Source organism: Pseudomonas fluorescens, from assembly GCF_000802965.1.
GTDB classification, from domain to species: Bacteria; Pseudomonadota; Gammaproteobacteria; order Pseudomonadales; family Pseudomonadaceae; genus Aquipseudomonas; species Aquipseudomonas fluorescens_A.
The window spans coordinates 120,723-138,986 of sequence record NZ_JSAK01000018.1; the positions used below are offsets into that span (position 1 = coordinate 120,723).

The following is an 18,264-nucleotide window of genomic DNA, read 5'->3' on the forward strand; positions in this document are numbered from 1 at the left end:
ATGGCAGTGCAATGTGCAGCGGAAACGGAAGTCGCTTCCCCGGACCGCTTCGACTATTTCTGGAACCAGCGCGGTGAATGGGTAGAAGAACCCAATGTCCGTCGCGGTGGAGAAAGTGGCGTGCAGCGCATCATGGGTAGCGATGGTCAGCTGCTCTACGTTAAACGGCAGACCGGGCATATCCATCGCAGCTGGTTGCACCCGTTTGGTCGGCCGACGGTTTTGCGTGAGCGTGATGCGCTGACTGGCGTGCGGGCACTGGGTGTCCGCGTTCCGGAAATCGTTTACTGCGGCGCACAACGCGATCCGGTGCACAAATGGCGCGCACTGCTGGTTACCAAGTCACTGGACGGCTTTGAAGAAATCGAACATTGGTACGCTGGCGGCGGCCGCGAGCGTGTCGGTGAAGTCGCGCATGATCGCGTGTTGAAGGATCTGGCCGAGAACCTTGCGCGTATGCACAAGGGTCGTTGGCAGCATAGCTGCATCTATATCAAACACGTATTTGTGCGCGTTACCGGTGTCGGCGAAACCGCCAAAGTCGAGGTCGCCCTGATCGATCTGGAGAAGTGCCGACAGCGTCTGACCGCTTATCGCGCAGCGGCTCATGACATGAAGCAACTGCGTCGCCACTCGTCGTTCAGCACGACGGACTGGGACAAACTCGTCTATTTTTATAAGACGGCGTTTGGCAGCGCTATCAAAGGTTTATAGCAATGAAACTCGAAGTTGCGCGAGGTTTGTTTCTGATAGGAGCCTTGGCAGTTGCTTCACTCGCGGTGGCTGCCTGGGAGCAGCCCCGCACGCAAGTCCTCAGTTCAATGCAAGGGGACGCGCATTGTCCGTTGCCACGGGTTGCCAAGGCATCCGTAGCAACACAGCCCGACCATGATCTATTGCTGTTCATGTTCGGACTTTCTCAAGGATTGAGGCCGCAAAGTTGAACAGATTGAAGCCAAAATAAAAGGCCTCGCTGATGCGAGGCCTTTTTTATGCCCGTCAACAACTGACTTGCACACAATCTCGTAGGAGCCGGCTTGCTGGCGATCCAGGCACCGAGGTGCTCCAGACATACCGCGTCGTCGTTCATCGCCAGCAAGCCGGCTCCTACAGGGCGTTGGTGTGTACAGTTTTCTCGGATTTGGCCAGCAGTGTGTACACGCATGGCAACACGAACAATGTGAACAACGTACCAATCGACATCCCCGTCGCAATCACCGTACCGATATCAAAGCGGCTGACCGCTCCCGCCCCGGTGGCGATGATCAAGGGCACCATACCGAACACCATGGCGGCGGTCGTCATCAGCACCGGGCGCAAACGGATGGCCGCAGCTTCTTCCACCGCCTCGCGAGCGCTCAGCCCCTTGTCTTTGCGCAGCTGATTGGCGAACTCGACGATCAAAATCCCGTGCTTGCTGATCAGTCCAATCAACGTCACCAATCCGACCTGTGTGTAGATATTCATGCTCGACCAGCCGAGGAACAAAGGAATCAGCGCCCCGCAGATCGACAGCGGGACGGTCACCAGAATCACCAGCGGGTCGCGGAAGCTTTCAAACTGGGCTGCCAATACCAGGAAAATGATTGCCAGTGCCAAGGCAAAGGTCACCCACAACGCACTGCCTTCCTGCACGTATTGCCGCGAAGCACCCGCATAGTCGAAGGCAAAGCCTGCTGGTGCTTCTTCCCGAGCGATCTGGAGAACGGCGTCGATCGCTTCGCCCATGCTGACCAGCGGCACCCCGGACAGGATGGCCGAGTTGAGTTGCTGGAACTGGTTCAGTTGCCGTGGACGCGCCCGGTCGGTCACGCTAATCAGGGTCGAGAGGGCCAGCAGTTCGCCTTTACTGTTCTTCACGTAATAATTGTTCAGCCATTGCGGGTTATCCCGGAAAGGCCGCTCGACCTGTGCAATGACTTTGTAGCTGCGACCCTCGATGGTAAAGCGGTTGATCTCTGCTTCGCCGAGCAAAGTGGCCAGCGTTCCGCCGAGATCCTGCATCGAAACACCCATCTGCGCAGCCTTCGCGCGATCGATATCCACCACCACTTCCGGCTTGTCGAACGCCAGGTCGACGTCGGCGAAGGCGAACTTGCCGGACTCCATCACCCGTTTTTTCACCCGGTCGACCACTTGCAGCAGCAACTCATAGTCGTTGGCGGTGTTGATGACGAACTGGAAAGGCAGCCCTTCGCCAGTGCCGGGCAGGGATGGCAGGTTGAAGCCGAAAATCTGCAGCCCCGGAATGCTCGCCAGTTTCGATTGCACCTCGGGCAGGAGCTGCATTTGAGTGCGGCTGCGCTCGTTCCACGGTTTCAGCAGGAAGCCGCCGACGCCCGATTGCACGCCGTTGAAACCATTGATCTGGAACGAGGAGTAGTACTCGGGAAACGCCTTGAAGATCGTGATGAACTCGTCGGTGTAGGTGCTCAGATAGTCGAGGTTGGTCGGTTGCGGAGCGCTGGCTATCATGAAAATGATGCCCTGGTCCTCATCCGGCGCCAGTTCCGACTTGGTGAAGTTGAGCAGCACCGGGATCAGGCACAGCACAATCGCCGCGAACACCAATACCACCGGCCGAGTGTTGAGGGTGCCGTGCAGCATGCTTTGATAGCGACGCTTGAGACTTTCGAAAATCAGGTCGAGGCGATGGGCCAGTCCACTGGGGTTTTCGTCGTGTCGCAGTAGAAAGGCGCACATCATCGGCGAGAGGGTGAGGGCGACGATGCCGGAAATCACCACCGCCCCGGCCAGGGTCAGGGCGAACTCCTTGAACAGCGCCCCGGTAAGCCCCGTCAGGAAACCGATCGGCGCGTACACCGCCGCCAGGGTGATGGTCATCGAAACCACCGGCATGGCGATTTCCCGGGCACCTTCGATGGCGGCGTCCAGCGGCGTCTTGCCTTCCTCGATATGGCGATGGATGTTTTCCACCACCACGATGGCATCGTCCACCACCAGGCCAATGGCCAACACCATCGCCAGCAAGGTCAGCAGGTTCAGGGAATAACCCATCATCTGCATGAAGAACATCACGCCGATCATCGACAGCGGAATGGTAACCACCGGGATCACCACCGAACGCAGGGAGCCCAGGAACAGGAATACAACCACGATCACGATCAGCACGGCTTCGAACAGGGTTTTCACCACTTCGTCGATCGAAGCCTGGATGAACAGGGTGGCGTCGTAGGCAATTTCAGCCTTGAGGTTCGGCGGCAGCTGGGCTTCAAGGTCCGGCATGATCTTGCGCACTTCCTTGATCACGTCCAGCGGGTTGGCGCCGGGTGTGGCCTTGATGCCGATGTAGACCGAGGGTGTGCCACCGAAAGAGCTGATGGTGTCGTAGTTCTCCGCGCCCATCTCCACCCGCGCCACATCGTTCAGCAGCACCCGACTGTCACCCTCGACCTTGAGCGGAATCGCGGCGAAGGCTTCGGCAGATTTGAGTTCGGTGTTGGCGTTGATGCTGGTGACCACGTACTCGCCTTTCACTTCGCCGGCAGCGGAGAGGAAGTTGTACTTGCGCACAGCATCGGTCACGTCGCTGGCGCTGAGACCGAAACCCGCCAGTTTCACCGGGTCGAGCCACAGGCGCATGGCAAACACCTGGTTGCCAAGAATCTCGGCTTCAGCCATGCCCGGCAACGTCGCCAGTTTCGGCTGGATGACCCGTGACAGGTAGTCGGTAATTTGTGGGTTGTTCAGTTCCTTGCTGAAGAAGCTGATGTACATCAAAGCCGAAGCATCGGCGGCTTCCTTGCTCAGGACCGGGTCTTCGGCGTCCTGGGGCAACTGGTTCTTGACCTCGTTGGCCTTGGCCAGCAGTTCGGTGAACAAGCGGTCGCTATTGGCGCCGATGCGCGCGTAGATCGAGATCACCGAGAAGTTCTGGCGACTGACCGAGGTCATGTAGTCGATACCCTCGGCGCTGGCCAGGCTCTGCTGCATCGGTTGGGTGATGTAACCCTGAATGGTTTCGGCGTTGGCTCCGGGGTACGCGGTGGTCACCGTGATCAGGGCGTTTTCCATTTGCGGGTACTGGCGCAGCGGCAGCTTGCTCCAGGCCTGGAAGCCCAGCAGGACGATCAGCAGGCTGACCACGGTGGCGAGCACCGGGCGGCGGATGAACGGATCAGTAAAAGCCATGGGGGTTCCTTGATCAGTCAGCGCGAGGCTGACTGTTCTTCTCGGCTAGGGTCTTGTCGTCGCTGATGGCGATGTGCGCACCGTTATCCAGTTTGATCTGGCCGGCCGTGACCACTTTTTCGCCGCTCTTCACGCCTTTGGTAATCATCACCAGCCCGTCGCGGCGTTCGCCGGTTTCGATGAAGCGCCGTTCGGCAATCAGGATCGGTTGGTCTTTGTCGTCTTTTTCGATACTGCCGTCTTCGGCTTTTTTCTCTGCGACGACATACAGCGAGTTGCCGTACAGCGTGTAGGTGATCGCGCTTTCCGGCACGACGATGCGCGGTTGCGGGTCGGGCAACATGACCTGGAGGCTGGCGAACATGCCTGGCAGCAGCTTTCCATCGGGATTGGCCAGGGTGGCGCGGACCTGCATGTTGCGCGTGCTGTTCTCGAGTTTGGGGTTGATCGCGCTGATGGTGCCGGGGAAGGTCAGCGTCGGATAAGCCGCGACGACGATTTCAACCGGCTGGCCGATGGCGATCTTTGGCACCGACTGCTCGGGTACGAAGAAATCGACGTAGAGACTACTGAGGTCTTGCAGGGTGGCAATCATGGTGCCGCTGGCCAGATAGTCGCCAACGTCCACCTGACGAATGCCGATGGTGCCGCTGAAGGGGGCGACGATGCTTTTCTTGCCGAGTGCAGCCTTGAGTTGATTGACCGATGCCTTGCTCTTTTTCAGTACCGCCGAAAGTCGATCGAATTCACCTTTGGAAATGGCCTGGCTGCCAACCAGTTGGCTGCCGCGGCCGTAATCGAGCTGGGCCAGCCCCAGGTCGGCCTGCGCCGTTTCCAGCAGGGCAGTTTCCACCGCGCTGTCGAGTCGCAACAGGGGTTGACCGGCCTTGACCTTCTGTCCTGACTCGAACTGCAAATCGATGACGGTGCCGTCGGTCTCCAGGCTCAAGTCCACGCCTTGCAGGGCCGTGAGTGTGCCGACGGTAGGAAGGCGCGCCTGCCAGGGCCGTTCGATGGCTGTGGCCACGGCGACGCTGATCGGGGGTTTGGGCGCAGAGAAGCCTTGAATCATCGTGTAGATGGAGAAGGCTTTGTAACCGGCCAGGACCAGCACGATCAACAGAACAACACCCAACATGATCAGCATGCGGCGACGCAGCATATTTCCAGTTCCTTGGAGAAAATCAGGTGAGACAGTGGGGCACATTACCGCGAGTGGGAAGGGGAATCCAACTGGCAGTTATTACAGCATGTCAGGCTTTGGAGTACTGGTGACCGAAAAAGATCGCAGCCTTCGGCAGCTCCTACAGGGAATGGGTGTACACCTGTAGGAGCTGCCGAAGGCTGCGATCTTTTCAGCGTAACTTACGCCATCAAATGCAGATGGTTGTCCCAGAGCCCCGCAGGCAGATCCAGCGGTTTCGCAACCAGGTTTGTCTGGCGGCAATCGTAGTAGCGGCAGCGACCCTGGCCCGAAGTCACGACAAAACCGTCGGCCACCGCACCGACCCCGGCGCAATCGGGAAGTGGCGCATCCAGGCGCACTTCGCCGCTGTCCAGGTCCCAGATGAAAAAGCGGTTGCCCCGTGGCGCGGTCAACGCAACCAGGCGCAAGTCACTGTGTACCGCGACGCTCGCGGTGTAATGCCCCATGGCCTGCAATTGATGCTCCGGCACCGGGAACGCCACGAACGGTTGCCCCGGACGCTTGATCGCCAGCAATTCCGAGTGCTCGTGAGCCGCGCCCATGAACTGCTGGCCGGCGACGATGGTGCCGTCGCTGGCAATCCCCAGGTGGCGCACGCTGTTCATCTGTTGGGCGAGGGTTTCCTTGCTCAGCAGGGTGCCGTCGCGCTGCATCAAGACCAGACTCGGCTCCATGGCGTTGAGGTTCATCTCGACCCGGCTTTCGGCCTCGGTACGAATCCCGCCGTTGGCCACCACCAGGGTTTCGCCATCGGGCATCCACGACACCTGGTGCGGGCCGATGCCGTGGGTGGAGATCTCGCCGCTGTGCACCAGCCGCTCGCCTTCGAACTTATACACACCCAGCAGGCCGCGACCCGGATCGGAGGTGTCGTTCTCGGTGGCGTACAGCCAGTCGCCGCTGTGGTGAATCACCGCGTGACCGTAGAAATGCCGGTTCGGTTGCGACGCCACGGTTTGCAGCAACGTACCGTTACGCAGGTCGATCAGGTAGCTCTCGGTGCCCGGACGCCGGGCCACAAACAGCGCAATCGGCAGCGACGGGTGGTTAATGATGTCGTGGCAGCGCTGGCCGACCTCGGTGGCGAACACCTGGGTGCCATCCAGCCGATAACCGACGGCGTAGTGCCTGCCATCGGTATCGTCCCGCGCCGAGAGCAGCAGCGGGCTTCTGTCCTTTTGCTTGAACAGCGTCCAGCCGCCCAGTGTCACTGCTCCCAGCAGCAAGCTACCTAAAGTCAGAGCCTGACGTCGCAGCATGGCACTCGTCCTCATCAGTCACCGTCGTTGGCGTTGAAGCCCAGTTGGATGCCCAGCGCCTTGGCCAGTTCGCCTTCGTGCAGGCGATGGACGACGTTGAGGCTGTCATAGAGATCGTTGAGTTGTTGGCGACCGGCATCGTCGTTGAGCATTTCGGTCAGCGAGCGCTGGTTGCTGGCGAACAGTTTCAGAGACGCGGCATAGGCGGCGTCGATCTTGTCGGCCAACGGTTTCTGCTCGCTCGGCAACAGGCCACGAATGCCTTTGTTATCGACCCCTTCCCACACGGTTTTGGCGGCGGCGAGGCTGGCTTCGAGGCCGGTCAGGGACGACTGGCTGCGCCATGCATCGGCCTGGAACGGTTGCGGCACGCCCTTGCTCTGGCGGCCCATTGGCGTGCCGAGTTTTTTCTTCAGGCTGTCGAGGGCGGTAACTTGCACACGCAGCACATCGGCGATGGCTTCGTGGGAGTCGGCATAGCGCTGGTTCGGGAACTTGCTCATCTGCGCGAGCATGCCGTCGGTGTTGTTCCAGCTTTTCAGAATCTCTTCGGCCAGTTGTTTCTGACGCTCGCCAATGGCGATCAGCAGCGGGCAGTACTTGGCTTTCTGTTCAGCGTTGGCCACATCAGGCTTGCTGTCGAAAAGGATGTATTCGTAGGCGGACAAGCCTTGCACCACAACGCTGGATTTGGCCAGGGCGGCGGCGTCGATCTGCGGTTGCGCGGTGACCAGTTGCTCGACCTGACGCCCGACCAGGTTTTTCTTGTCCGGCCAGAATTGAACCTGCCAGGCACGGTTGCCCTCGGCCAGCGGGCCAATCAGCAGCGGTTGCAGCTCGGCCCAGGCTTTTTGTGCGTGCAGGAAATCGGCGCGGGCGGTCTCGAGGTTTTCCTTGCCTTCGCAGTAGGCGAGGGCGCTGACAGCCAACTGGCGGTCGGCTTCAACCCAGCGTGTATAGGTCGGTAGAATCACGGACTTGGCGATGGCCGCCGAAGTGACTGCTTGCGGGTCCTGTGGCGAACAGGCACCCAGGGCAAGCGCGGCAAGGCTGGTAAACAACAATTTGGGACGGAACATGTCGGGCTCCCGCTGGAAGAGTGCGTATTAAAGGGAATTCAAAAACGCCAGCAACGCGGCGCGCTGCTCGGCATTGAAAGACAAAACCTGTTGCTGCGCCGCTTTTGCCTCGCCGCCATGCCAGAGCACGGCTTCGAGCAAGTTGCGGGCGCGGCCGTCATGCAAAAACTGAGTGTGGCCACTGACCGCTTCCGTCAGGCCGATGCCCCACAACGGCGGGGTGCGCCAGTCGCGGCCGCTGGCCTGGAATTCAGTGCGGTTGTCCGCCAGACCGTCGCCCATGTCGTGCAGCAGCAGATCGCTGTAAGGGCGAATCACTTGATTGGCCAGTTCAGGTTCGGCGGCGTTGGCGGCGGTGGTGTATTTGGGTGTGTGACAGGACTGACAGCCGGTCTGATAAAACAGGTTTTTGCCGGCCAGCACTTGCGGTGCGTTGACATCGCGACGGGCCGGAACGGCGAGGTTACGGCTGTAGAACAGCACCAGGCGCAGAATGTTGTCGCTGACTTCCGGCTCGCCATCCGGGCCGTTGCCGTTCGGTGCCGTTTTGCAGGCCGTTTGCGCGTCGGTGCAGTCATCGATGGGTCTGAGGCTGGTCGTGAGCCCCATGTCACCGGAAAACGCGTGCACATTTTGTTGATTGAGGTTCGGTTGCCCGGCCTTCCAGCCAAATCGCCCGAGGACGGTTTTCTGCTGCGCGTCATCCCAGACCCGGTTCGGGCGACCGGCGATGCCGTTTTTTTCTTTGGCCTGAGCGTCGGCGTTGGCCAGGATCGCTTCTTCGGGAATGGCTTCGAGCAAGCCGAGGCCAATCATCGGCGGTGCAATGCGCGCCGAGAACCGGGTGTCGGGGTGCATCGGTCCGTAACCCAGTTGGGTGATGTTCAGTGTCGGTTTGCGCAACTCGACTTCGGTGCCGTCCTTGAAGCGAACCGGTACTGGCGTGTAATCGACCCGCACTTTGCCTTCCGGGACCACGCCGGGGACGGCCATGTCCTGGAACTGCCCGCCGTAGACCGGCTCCGGCACCACACCCAGTTGCTCGATGACCTTGGCGTAGGCCGGCGCATCGGGGATCGACAGGCGCACCAGCATCGACACGGCGTTTGCCGCATCAGGCGTGGGCGGATGACCGCGGCCGTCCTTGATGTGGCAGTTCTGGCAGGCGTTGGTGTTGAACAGCGGGCCCAGGCCATCGCGGGCGGTGGTGGTCGACGGGGCGATCACCCAGGGGTTGCGGAAAAAACTGTTGCCGACGCTGAAGTCCACGCGCCGTGATGGCGGCAGGTTGGCGGAGGGCAGGGAGAACGCGTTCTGATCGGTCTTGCGCACGGTCGCACTGCCCCCGGAACGGGCTTCACCGGGTTCGGCCTTGGTGAAACGCGGGGCGTCATCGCAGGCACTCAGGCCCAGGGCCAGAAACAGTGCGGACAAGCGAAGAGGCAGCGGGGGCATCAGACATCCTGCAAGACGAGCAAAACAAGGGCGCAAAGTCTAACAGGGCAGGGGGTTTTGAATAAGAGGAATTATCGTTTGCTTGATGTGGGACAGGGTTTTCACTTAGACCGCGGCGCCGCCATCGCTGGCAAGCCAGCTCCCACAAGAATTGCTGGAGCGCTCAGACTTTGCGAGCGCCACCTAACCTGTGGGAGCTGGCTTGCCAGCGATGAGGCCATGAGCATCATCGCAAACGACCGATATGAAAAAAGGCGACCCGAAGGTCGCCTTTTTTCACTCGGCCAGCGTTGATCAGAATTCGTGATCAGCGTTGTCCGGGTTCAGGTCGGCGATACCCAGTTTGCCAGCGGCAGCCTCGATCGAACCGGTCTGCTTGACCAGGGAAGCGATGGCGTCGCGAACGATCTGGTTGCCAGCGGCGTTACCGGCGGCGATCAGTTGGTCGTAGTGCTCACCCTTGTTGGCGTGGTCAACGATGACCTGCATCTTGGCTTCGGTAGCAGCCAGGTCGGCTTTCAGTGCGGTGTCGGCAGCCGGGTCTACTTTGGCGACCAGGGACGACAGGCTGGCGCCGGTCATTTTGGTGCCGTCGACGCGGGTGTATTCGCCCAGGTACACGTTACGAACGCCTTTGGCATCGTAGAACTGCGAGTTGTGGGTGTTGTCGCTGAAGCAGTCGTGTTCGTCTTCCGGGGAGTTGGCTTCCAGGGAAACCTTCATGCGCTCGCCCGCCAGTTCGCCCAGGGACAGGCTGCCCATGCCGAACAGCATTTTGCGCAGGCCGCTTTCAGCCGGTTCGGCTTCCAGGGTGGCGCGGTAGTTGTCGGCCACGTTCGGCTTCCAGTTACCGACCATTTCTTCCAGGTCGCTGACCAGCAGTTGCGTCACGGATTTCAGGTAAGCGCGGCGACGATCGTTGTGACCGCCGGTGGCGCCTTTGCCTTCCAGGTAGTCCGAAGGCGGACGGTTGCCAGCGCCAGGGCCGGTGCCGTTCAGGTCCTGGCCCCAGAGCAGGAATTCGATGGCGTGGTAGCCAGTGGCGACGTTGGCCTCGGAACCGCCCAGCTCGTTCAGGCTGGCGAGTTTTTCCGGGGTGATGTCTTTCACGTCGACCTTGTCTTCGCCGACCTGAACCTGAGTGTTGGCGATGATGTTTGCGGTGGCGCCCGGGTTGCCCAGCGCGTGCTCGTAGGATTTGTCGACGTAATCGATCAGGCCTTCGTCCAGTGGCCAGGCGTTCACCTGACCTTCCCAGTCGTCGATGATGGTGTTGCCGAAGCGGAACACTTCGCTCTGCAGGTAAGGAACGCGAGCGGCAATCCAGGCAGCCTTGGCGGCTTTCAGGGTGTCGGCGTTCGGCTTGGCGAGGAAGGCGTCAACGGCGGTTTGCAGGGTTTTCGCGGTGGATTCGGCATCGCTGTAAACAGCGAATACGATGTCGGCGTAGTGCGCGACAACGGCTTTGGCAGCGGCTTCGTCGACTTTGGCGGCAGCGGCAGGTGCAGCGGCTGGAGCAGCCGGGGCAGCAGCGGTGCTGGCAGCCGGCGCAGGAGCGGCAGCTTTTTCTTTGTCTTTGCCTTCACCGCAACCGGCGAGGGAAATTGCGATGGCCAACAGACTGGCGGTAGCCAGAGGCATACGAATCATGGCGAACATCCTGCTTCGAGAGGGGGTGGTATGACGCGTCCAGCGCGCAAAACTGCGACATAATGCAAATCTTTCGCATTATGTGTAAAGGGTTGTGCTTGGAAATATTTCTTATTCAGGGAAGAGGTGTTGCAGATCTTTTTACAGGATAGCCGCGTTACTGCGCTGGGCCTGCCTCAGGTAAGCGCTCAGCTCGCGCGTCGGCAGGGGTTTGCTGTAGAAGTAGCCCTGACCTTCATGACAGCCCTCAGAGATGATGTAAGCCTCCTGCTCGGCCGTTTCCACGCCTTCTGCAATCACCTGCATGCCCAGGCTCTTGCCGAGTTGGATGATGGCGCGGACGATGGTCGCATCGTCGTCATCATCAAGCAGGTCCTGGACGAAGCTCTTGTCGATCTTGATCTTGTCCAGCGGCAGGCTTTTCAAATAGCTCAGGGACGAGTAGCCAGTACCGAAGTCATCAATCGCGATCAACGCGCCGGAGCGACGCAAGCTGAGCAAGTGCTGGGCGGCGGTGCTGATGTCTTCCATCAGGCCGGTCTCGGTGACTTCCAGCTCCAGGCTGCGCGGCGGCAGGCGATACATCTGCAGCAGGTTGTTGACCACCCGTGGCAATTCGGCGTGGTGCAATTGCACGGTGGACAGGTTCACGGCCATCCGCAGGTCGGAGAAGCCCTGGTCATGCCAGTCCCGCAGTTGCTTGCATGCCTGATCCAGCACCCACTCGCCAATGGCAATGATGGTGCCGTTCTGCTCGGCCAGCGGTATGAACAGGTCCGGCGGCACCAGGCCGTGCTCCGGATGTTGCCAGCGAATCAATGCCTCGACGCCCACCACCCGGTGATCGCGGTAGCTGATCTGCGGTTGATAAACGAGGTAGAACTGGTCGCGGGTCAGGGCATCACGCAGGTCTTTTTCCAGTTCGCGACGGCGGCGCATTTCAGTGTCGACGCTGGCGATATAGAACTGATAGCGGTTGCGCGAGCGAGTCTTGGCCAGGGTCATGGTCTGCTCGGCTTTTTGCAGCAGCTTTTCAGTGCTGTCGCCATCCTCGGGAAACAGGGTGATGCCGATGGTGGCGCGCAGGCGGATTTCCTGATGGTCGAGGGCAAACGCCGCTTCCAGGTCATCGAGAATGCTTTGCGCCAGTTCTGCGGCTTCATAGGGTTGTTCGATATCGGCCTGAACCAGGGCGAACTGGTCACCACCGAGGCGGGCGAGGGCGCCGAGGCGTCCACTGTGTGCCCGAAGTCGATCGGCCAAGGCCAGCAACAACTGGTCGCCGGTCTGGTAGCTGAACTGTTCGTTGATGCCCTTGAAGTCATCGAGGCCGACACACAGCACCGCGACCCGCCGTTGTAGCTTGCCGGCGTCGACGAGGATTTTGTCCAGCTGCGTTTGCAATTGCTGGCGATTCGGCAGGCCAGTGAGGAAATCGTATTGGGCCATGCGCAAAAGGCTGTTTTCCGCCTCGTGGCGCAGGTGGGTGTTGCGTTCGATGGACTCCAGCAACTGGTTGGCGGTGTTGATCCAGATCCCCAGTTCGTTTTTCTCGTGTCCTTTCAACAGCGGAATCTTGTGTTCGCTGGGGCGGTCCGGGTTGATTTCGGTCAGGTGCTCAATGATCCGCGACAGCGGTTTGGTCAGCAGCCAGTGGTAGACCAGATAGAGCACTAACCCCATGGCCAACGCACGCAAGACACCGGAAATGAAGATGATCACCGAACTGACGATGAAGCCTTGCCCGTAAGTAGCGGTATCCAGGGTGATGCTCAGGTCGCCGTAATACTCGCTGTACGGGCCACGACCCACCAATTGGGTGGTGAAGGTGCGTTCCTTGCCCAGGATCAGGTCGGTCAGCCAGCGACTGCTGGAGTGCTGCAACTCGCGGGATTTTTGCGCAAGCATGGCTTCATTGGGATGACCAATGGAGGCCTGACGCACGGCATCGTCCTGAAACAGGCCTTCGATCACCTGCATGCCCATCTCCCGGTCCAGGCTGTAGACGGCCTGGGTCGAGGGGTCGCGGAACATGTCGAGGATGCGTTCGGCATCGTTGGCCACGGCCTGGCGTGTTTTATAGGCATCGAAGACGATCTGCGCGCAGCTCAAGACCACGCCAACGATCAATGCCGACAGGAGCACGACCCGGAGCAACTTCACCGACAAGCTGTTCTTGAGTTCCAGCTTCAAAGGGTTATTCCTTGTTCCGTGCGGGTAGCATCAAGTTGCCATGAGTATTGGCAATCCCGTGATGGCAGTCAAAGGGACAATCTTCCATGTGAGATTTCGCCTGTAGCTTGGCGGATATGCAGTTGTGGGCCGTTCCCTATTAGTACTGTGTCGGTTGTCGAGTCCTTCAACTTGAGCGGGAATGTGGAGAAATTTTCCTTTTTGTTGATGTTAGACGGCTGTGGCGCTGGGGCAAGGGGTTGGCGGATGGTTTCATCGTGGGAAATTGCCTATTCGCGCTCCCCTGTAGGAGCCGGCTTGCTGGCGATGGCCGTAAACCATAACGCGTGTGGTCTGAGTAGACGCCGCGTGCTTGAGTGCATCGCCAGCAAGCCGGCTCCTACGGGTTTTGCGTTATCTGTGTGTTCCGGTGGACCATAAAAAAACCCGGCTAATAAGCCGGGTTTTTTGACTGGCATCGAGCTTAAGCGGTGAAGGTTTTGCCTTCGAACTGCTCAGCGACGAATTTCCAGTTGACCAGGTTCCAGAACGCTTCGACGTACTTCGGACGCAGGTTGCGGTAGTCGATGTAGTAAGCGTGCTCCCAGACGTCGCAGGTCAGCAGCGGGGTGTCGCCGTTGGTCAGCGGGTTGCCGGCGCCGATGGTGCTGGCCAGGGCCAGGGAACCGTCAGCCTTTTTCACCAGCCAGCCCCAGCCGGAACCGAAGGTGCCGATGGAAGTCTTGCTGAACTCTTCCTTGAACTTGTCGAACGAACCGAAGGCTGCGTTGATCGCGTCAGCCAGAGCGCCGGTTGGTTGACCGCCGGCGTTTGGTGCCAGGCAGTTCCAGTAGAAAGTGTGGTTCCAGACCTGAGCGGCGTTGTTGAAGATACCGCCCGAGGAAGACTTGACGATTTCTTCCAGAGTCTTGCCTTCGAACTCGGTGCCTGGCACCAGGTTGTTCAGGTTCACGACGTAGGTGTTGTGGTGCTTGTCGTGGTGAAATTCCAGAGTTTCCTTGGAAATGTGCGGCTGCAGTGCATCGTGTGCGTAAGGCAGTGGCGGCAATTCGAAAGCCATGGTGGATCTCCTAATCAGGTCAGGTGCGGTGAGCGCAAGGCCGATCACGGGCGGCCAGACTAGCGCCGGGGAGTTTGTACTCTTTGCGGCGCAGGTGTCGGATCATAGCACCGGGGGTGCGGCATAACCACGCAACAACTGTGTGGAATAGAGGTTCCAGAGCTGTTTGGAATAAATCAACCGGCGGTGATCAACTGCAGTGCTACGGCAAACATCATCACGGCCACCAGCAGGTCGAGAATTCGCCAGGTGCTGGGTCGAGCCAACCATGGCGCCAACCACGCCGCCCCGAGCGCAAGGGTGAAAAACCACAACAAGGAAGCGCTCGCCGCGCCCACCACATAAGCGCCAGGCTCGGTCTGTTGGGCACCGAGGGAGCCGATCAGCAAAACGGTGTCCAGATAGACATGCGGATTGAGCAGGGTTACCGCTAACGCGCTGAGCATCACCGCTCGCAGTGAGCGTACTGTCTGGTTTTCGCCCTGTTGCAGGCTCTGTTTCGAGCAGGCCCGGCGCAACGCCTGGCTGCCATACCACAGCAGAAACGCCGCACCACCCCAGCGGGCGATAGCCAGCAACGTCGGGTTTTGTGCCAGCACTGTCGCCAGGCCGAATACTCCGGCGGCAACTAATAATGCATCGCAGGCCACGCAGAGCGCCGCCACCGGCAAGTGGTGTTCACGTCGCAGGCTCTGGGCCAGCACGAAGGCGTTCTGGGTGCCGATCGCCATGATCAGTCCGAAGGCCACCAACAGGCCGTTCAAATAGCTTTGCCACATGGTCGTTACTCCGCATTGGCTGCCAGATCGCGCAGCACTTGCATGGCGCGTTCGGCATCGGCCTGGCCGACGAATAAATGGTCGTGGTAATAGCCGGCGATCACGTTGCAACTGATGCCCGCCTGGCCCAGTGCCGTGGCGAACGCGGCAGTCAAGCCAACGGCTTCGAGGGCCGAGTGCACGTTCAAGGTGATCCAGGCCGCGACGTAGTCGAAGCTGAATCCGGCCCGCTCGGCGTGGGAGCGTTCGAGAATCACGGTCAGACCTTCCTGCTCGCGAAAGCTGCCGATGATTTCCAGACCCGCAGGCAACTGTCCGTCGCGCAAGGTGCAGAACACGTATTCGCCGGCGTTGAGTTGCGGGCTCATGCTGCGCAGCAGCGTTGCCAATGAAGTTTCGCCAGCCATGTGATGTTCCTTGTTCAAGAGTTCTTGCTGGTCATTCTCCCGTGCCAGGTTGTATAAGAAAAACCAATCTTGCTGATCGCTCATTAGGAAAACTGATGTTCGACTATAAATTGCTTTCTGCCCTTGCAGCGGTGGTCGAGCAGGCCGGCTTCGAACGGGCTGCGCAGGTGTTGGGTTTGTCGCAATCGGCGATTTCCCAGCGCATCAAATTGCTCGAAGCACGGGTCGGCCAACCGGTGTTGGTGCGGGGCACGCCGCCGTCTCCGACCGAGATCGGCCGGCGGTTGCTCAACCACGTGCAGCAAGTGCGCTTGCTGGAGCGTGACTTGCAGACACTGGTGCCGGCGCTGGACGAAGAAGGCCTGCCGGAGCGTCTGCGAATCGCCCTGAATGCCGATAGCCTGGCCACGTGGTGGGCGCAGGCCGTGGGGGATTTTTGCGCCGAACAACATCTGCTGATGGATCTGGTGGTTGAAGACCAGACCGTCGGCCTCAAACGCATGCGCGCAGGTGAAGTGGCGGCTTGCCTGTGCGCCAACGAGCGGCCCGTCGCTGGCGCGCGCAGCGTGTTGCTCGGCGCGATGCGTTACCGCGCGTTGGCCAGTCCGGCGTTCATTGCCCGGCATTTTCCCCAGGGTGTGCGCGCCGATCAGTTGGCCCGCACCCCGGCGCTGGTGTTTGGCCCGGATGATTTCCTACAGCATCGATACCTGGCGTCGCTCGGCGTCGATGGCGGATTCGAACACCATTTATGCCCGTCGTCTGAAGGTTTTATCCGGCTCACCGAAGCCGGGCTGGGCTGGGGGCTGGTGCCTGAACTTCAGGTTCGCGAACAACTGGAACGCGGTGTTTTGCTTGAGCTTTTGCCAGATAAACCGATCGACGTGCCGCTGTACTGGCATCATTGGCGCAATGGCGGTCAATTGTTGGGGCTACTCACTGATCAGTTGGTACGCGCGTCGAAGCAATGGTTGGTGCCGTTGGACTGACGGGCAGCGTCAAGACCTCTCGCACTACGCAAAACGAAATATTCGGAGCAATACATGAAGATTCTGGTCACCGGCGCAAGCGGCTTCATCGGCGGACGCTTTGCGCGTTTCGCTCTGGAGCAGGGCCTTGATGTGCGGGTCAACGGTCGCCGGGCCGAGGGTGTGGAACATCTGGTGCGACGCGGTGCCGAGTTCGTCCAAGGCGACTTGAGCGACCCGGAACTCGCCCGTGAACTGTGTTCCGACGTCGAGGCCGTGGTGCATTGCGCCGGTGCGGTCGGCGTTTGGGGGCGCTATCAGGATTTTCTTCAGGGCAACGTCCAGGTCACCGAAAACGTGGTCGAAGCCTGCCTGAAACAGCGTGTCCGGCGCTTGGTGCATTTGTCATCGCCGTCGATTTACTTCGACGGCCGCGATCACCTGGGGCTGACCGAAGAACAAGTGCCCAAACGCTTCAAGCACCCCTACGCCGCCACCAAATACCTGGCCGAGCAAAAAGTCTTCGGTGCCCAGGAGTTCGGACTCGAAACCCTGGCCTTGCGTCCGCGTTTCGTCACCGGGGCCGGTGACATGAGCATCTTCCCGCGTCTGCTGAAAATGCAGCGCAAGGGGCGTTTGGCAATCGTTGGCAACGGCCTGAACAAAGTCGATTTCACCAGCGTGCAAAATCTGAACGAAGCCTTGCTCAGCAGTTTGCTGGCCAGCGGTTCAGCCTTGGGCAAGGCCTACAACATCAGCAACGGCACGCCAATTCCATTGTGGGACGTGGTCAATTACGTCATGCGCAAAATGGAAGTCCCACAGGTTACGCGCTACCGTTCCTACGGCTTGGCCTACAGCGTCGCTGCGCTCAACGAGGGCGTGTGCAAGTTGTGGCCGGGCCGCCCGGAGCCGACCCTCTCGCGCCTGGGTATGCAGGTCATGAACAAAAATTTCACCCTGGACATCAGCCGCGCCCGGCATTATCTGGACTACGACCCGAAGGTCAGCCTGTGGACGGCCCTCGATGAGTTCTGCGGCTGGTGGAAGGCCCAGGACATTCGCTGAAAGGCCCCGCAATGAACCCAGTCCGGGGTTGAAGGTCAATCGGTGCGGCAGTGGGGGTTATACTCGCCGCATCAAGCCATCACCGCGATTCACAAAGGTTGACTCAATGTCCATGCGTAACGATGCCCGCGACGACTTCGATGATGTACCGAGCCTGCGTGCCGACGTCCTCGACGACGATGTTTTTCCGGCGACCACTCGCACCTCCGTGCATTCGCGGCCGGCGCCGGTGGTGAATGTCAAAGGCCCAAGCACTGGGCCGCTGTGGGCGCTGGTCGGTGCCTTGTTCTTTGCCTTCGCCGGTCTGGCCTGGTGGAGCTTTCAGCAGATTTCGCTGATGGAGCAGCAACTGGTGGCGACCCAGGAAAGTTTCGCGCGGATCAGTGAGGAAGCGGCGGGGCGCTTGCAGGACATTTCCGGCAAGGTGGTCGCCAGCCAGACCAACGTCACTTCGGATAGCGAAGCGCTGAAGCAGCAAATCAAGCAGCTGGAAAGCAAGCTCCAGGATCAGAGCCAGCAGCAGCAAGGCGTTGCGGGTCAAACCTCGGAGCTGGACAAGCGCCTGGCGCAGATGACCGCGCAAACCACCGATCTCGACAAGCGTCTGGCGCAGATAACTACCCAAAGCACCGAGCACCAAAGCGTCAACACTCAGTTGCAGGCTCAGGTCAAAGTCTTGATCGGTGACGTCGCCGCGCTGAAAAGTGCCACGACCGACACCGAAAAATTCGACGCACAGCTGAAAAGCCTCGGCGCCGACATCACCGCATTGAAGAAACAAGGCAACCCGAGTGCTGCCATCGATCGTCTGGAGCAGGAGATCGTCGTACTCAAAAGCGAGCAGGACAATCGCCCTGCGCAAGGTACGACTAACACGGCGGAATTCGATGCGTTCCGTAGTCAGGTAACCCGCACCATCAATTCCCTGCAAGCGCAGATCCAGAACCTGCAACAGCAGCTGCGCGCCCGTCAGTAGCTGCGCAGGCA

At 59.9% G+C, this 18,264-nt stretch carries 15 protein-coding genes; 5 read left to right on the forward strand and 10 right to left on the reverse strand.

The features are described 5' to 3' along the window. Complete coding sequence (locus tag NL64_RS16015; protein WP_034149041.1) at positions 1-714, forward strand: lipopolysaccharide kinase InaA family protein; 714 nt, start codon at positions 1-3, stop codon at positions 712-714. A 2-nt stretch (positions 715-716) separates the two neighbouring features. Continuing rightward, positions 717-944: a hypothetical protein gene (locus NL64_RS29650; protein WP_080757993.1), complete on the forward strand. Its 228-nt coding sequence runs from the start codon at positions 717-719 to the stop codon at positions 942-944. A 163-nt stretch (positions 945-1,107) separates the two neighbouring features. On the opposite strand, the gene NL64_RS16020 is transcribed toward NL64_RS29650, so the two are convergent. The 10 genes from NL64_RS16020 to NL64_RS16065 all read right to left on the reverse strand — a co-directional run bounded on the left by NL64_RS16020 (position 1,108) and on the right by NL64_RS16065 (position 15,241). Further along, entirely contained in the window at positions 1,108-4,152 is a 3,045-nt protein-coding gene (locus tag NL64_RS16020) for a multidrug efflux RND transporter permease subunit (RefSeq protein ID WP_034149042.1), read from the reverse strand. A 13-nt stretch (positions 4,153-4,165) separates the two neighbouring features. Further along, positions 4,166-5,314, reverse strand: a complete 1,149-nt coding sequence (locus tag NL64_RS16025) for an efflux RND transporter periplasmic adaptor subunit (protein WP_034149043.1) — start codon at positions 5,312-5,314, stop codon at positions 4,166-4,168. Between the two features lie 203 nt (positions 5,315-5,517). Beyond that, positions 5,518-6,618 (reverse strand): DUF1513 domain-containing protein, encoded by a 1,101-nt coding sequence (locus NL64_RS16030; RefSeq protein ID WP_034149044.1) that lies wholly within the window; start codon positions 6,616-6,618, stop codon positions 5,518-5,520. Between the two features lie 14 nt (positions 6,619-6,632). Next, positions 6,633-7,697, reverse strand: coding sequence for an imelysin family protein (locus tag NL64_RS16035; RefSeq protein ID WP_034149045.1), 1,065 nt, complete (start codon positions 7,695-7,697; stop codon positions 6,633-6,635). Positions 7,698-7,724: 27 nt separating this feature from the next. After that, positions 7,725-9,152, reverse strand: coding sequence for a di-heme oxidoreductase family protein (locus NL64_RS16040; RefSeq protein WP_034149046.1), 1,428 nt, complete (start codon positions 9,150-9,152; stop codon positions 7,725-7,727). Positions 9,153-9,446: 294 nt separating this feature from the next. Then, positions 9,447-10,802: an imelysin family protein gene (locus NL64_RS16045; protein ID WP_034149231.1), complete on the reverse strand. Its 1,356-nt coding sequence runs from the start codon at positions 10,800-10,802 to the stop codon at positions 9,447-9,449. Between the two features lie 141 nt (positions 10,803-10,943). Beyond that, the gene (locus NL64_RS16050; RefSeq protein WP_034149047.1) at positions 10,944-12,995 is read right to left on the reverse strand and encodes a putative bifunctional diguanylate cyclase/phosphodiesterase; all 2,052 of its coding nucleotides are present in this window, start codon (positions 12,993-12,995) and stop codon (positions 10,944-10,946) included. Between the two features lie 463 nt (positions 12,996-13,458). Continuing rightward, positions 13,459-14,055, reverse strand: coding sequence for a superoxide dismutase (locus NL64_RS16055; protein WP_034149048.1), 597 nt, complete (start codon positions 14,053-14,055; stop codon positions 13,459-13,461). Positions 14,056-14,231: 176 nt separating this feature from the next. Beyond that, positions 14,232-14,834 carry a LysE/ArgO family amino acid transporter gene (locus NL64_RS16060; protein WP_034149049.1) on the reverse strand — a complete coding sequence of 201 codons (603 nt, stop codon included), beginning with the start codon at positions 14,832-14,834 and terminating at the stop codon, positions 14,232-14,234. Between the two features lie 5 nt (positions 14,835-14,839). Then, positions 14,840-15,241, reverse strand: a complete 402-nt coding sequence (locus tag NL64_RS16065) for an ACT domain-containing protein (RefSeq protein ID WP_034149232.1) — start codon at positions 15,239-15,241, stop codon at positions 14,840-14,842. A gap of 95 nt (positions 15,242-15,336) precedes the next feature. Here NL64_RS16065 and NL64_RS16070 point away from each other — a divergent pair, with 95 nt between their 5' ends. The 3 genes from NL64_RS16070 (at position 15,337) to NL64_RS16080 (ending at position 18,253) form a co-directional block, all read left to right on the forward strand. Next, positions 15,337-16,230 carry a LysR family transcriptional regulator ArgP gene (locus NL64_RS16070; RefSeq protein WP_034149050.1) on the forward strand — a complete coding sequence of 298 codons (894 nt, stop codon included), beginning with the start codon at positions 15,337-15,339 and terminating at the stop codon, positions 16,228-16,230. Positions 16,231-16,284: 54 nt separating this feature from the next. Then, positions 16,285-17,277, forward strand: coding sequence for an NAD-dependent epimerase/dehydratase family protein (locus NL64_RS16075; RefSeq protein ID WP_034149051.1), 993 nt, complete (start codon positions 16,285-16,287; stop codon positions 17,275-17,277). A gap of 106 nt (positions 17,278-17,383) precedes the next feature. Continuing rightward, a complete protein-coding gene (locus NL64_RS16080; RefSeq protein WP_034149052.1) occupies positions 17,384-18,253 on the forward strand; it encodes an ATPase in 870 nt (289 codons plus the stop codon). Positions 18,254-18,264: the final 11 nt, after the last annotated feature.